The following is a 1,883-nucleotide window of genomic DNA, read 5'->3' on the forward strand; positions in this document are numbered from 1 at the left end:
ATAATTTATAGCTGCTTCTTACCTACTGTCGAAAAACCTCTCGGTTTTTCTATTTTGGTTTTTATTTGCTAACTTACTCGCTTATAACACGCAACAAATCATATACGAGACCGTTGTGCACAACCTATGAAACAGTGTCATTTAATAACATCAACTACTTTTTCTTCTCAAGAGATGTTTGAAAAAATCCTTGTGGAATCATTTGATTTGACAAAAGTTTCAGTGCGAGATTTGTTTTTAGATAAATTACGAAATCAATCGGAATCTGAATTAGCAAAAAATATCAATAAGTATTTACACTCTGGAGAATTAGTTCCTGCTGAATTAATTTCAGAGTTAATAAAAGAAAAACTAATCGGAATTGAAAACGGTCTTTTAATTACAGGATATCCAAGAACAAAAGAGCAATTTGAATCTCTAACTGAATTATTAACTGAATCTGGATTTAAAATAAGCCGATTATGGATTTTGGAATTACAAAATATTTATAAACTGATTTCGGAACGTGGAAATGAAAGTACACGTGAGCAAATAATGGAAAAATTCAATTCGACAATAAGACAGAATGAACAGATTGCGAAATTAATTAATAATCCTAAAATCACTTCTAAAGTTGACTTTGAATATGCAATGGATTGGACAACTGAAAAAATAAAAATGGAAATAAAGGCAATGCACAACACCGTGTATAATTAATTGCTTTGGCAAGTGCTTATCTGGAAAATTCCTTCGAAATTTTCTCGCGTTCGTTTTTGTTTACTAAATTAGTTGCTTAAACACGCAACTAATCATACACATAAACGTTGCCCACAATTTGAAAAAACATCATCGAAACATATTAACCTTTATTTTATTTATGGGATTTTTAAGTAAAATCTTCGGACAATCTGAACCGAAAAATGAATATCAACCTGATTGGACATTTTACTTTTCGAATGTAAATGACAAATTAAGTTCCATCGCAACCGATTTGAATTTAATGAACGTTGCGCCAATAAAAGGACAAGTAAATGTAGTTTATGTTTCAATCAAAATGCCTAATCCGAAAGACAACGGCTTGTCGAGCAACGAAGATGCGGATGAATTATGGAAAATTGAAGACGTAATAATAAGCGGATTTGAAAAAAACAATCTGAATTACACTTTTGCTGGTCGGCTGACATCTAATGGATTTCGAGATTTGTACTTTTTTGGTGAAAACACGATTTTAATGGAAAAAGAAGTGTCGTCAGCAATGACCCAATTTCCGAATCACAAATTTGACTTTGGACATAACGAAGATAAAGAATGGAGCGGTTATTTTGACTTTCTATATCCTTTGCCAAGACAAATGCAAATAATCCAAAACAGAAGAGTTCTCGAACAATTAGAAAACGGTGGAGACAAACTAATAAAAGAAAGAGAAGTTTTTCATTGGATATATTTTAAAACTCAAAATGAAATTGACCAATTTGAGAAATTTACAAGCGATTTAGGTTTTAAGACAAAAAACAAAGCAAAAACAGAACAACCGAACAAATATAAATTTGTTATTCAAATATCACGAATTGACAAAGTTGGTTATAACGACATAGATGAATATACATTGGAATTATGGCAAAAAGCATCTGAATTAAATGGAGATTATGATGGTTGGGAAACATCAATTGAGGAATAAAAACTGTGGGCAACACCGTATATAATTTATTGCTAGTTCTAGCCTACTTACGAAAATCCTCGCGGATTTTCTATTCGGTTTTTATTTGCTAAATTAGGTGTTTAACCACGCAACAAACCATATACAAACACGTTAGCAAACATTTGATGAACAACCTCAAAGCCATATACATATTATTAGTTTTTTGTCTATTTTCTTGCAAAAAGTCAACGGAATTAAAAACTGA

General features: G+C 31.3%; 2 protein-coding genes. Both read left to right on the forward strand.

The window, feature by feature from the left end; genetic code table 11:
* Positions 1–126: 126 nt before the first annotated feature.
* Positions 127–696, forward strand: a complete 570-nt coding sequence (locus tag VDP25_RS17535) for a nucleoside monophosphate kinase (RefSeq protein ID WP_334471925.1) — start codon at positions 127–129, stop codon at positions 694–696.
* Positions 697–814: 118 nt separating this feature from the next.
* Positions 815–1,657 carry a DUF695 domain-containing protein gene (locus tag VDP25_RS17540; protein WP_334471927.1) on the forward strand — a complete coding sequence of 281 codons (843 nt, stop codon included), beginning with the start codon at positions 815–817 and terminating at the stop codon, positions 1,655–1,657.
* The last annotated feature ends 226 nt before the right edge of the window (positions 1,658–1,883 follow it).

The sequence above is a fragment of the Winogradskyella sp. ECml5-4 genome (assembly GCF_036903175.1).
Lineage (GTDB): Bacteria > Bacteroidota > Bacteroidia > Flavobacteriales > Flavobacteriaceae > Winogradskyella > Winogradskyella damuponensis.

What these genes read in the sequence shown, in the direction of transcription:
- VDP25_RS17535 (WP_334471925.1), top strand. Translation starts at nt 127, where the DNA reads ATGAAACAGTGTCATTTAATAACATCAACTACTTTTTCTTCTCAAGAG.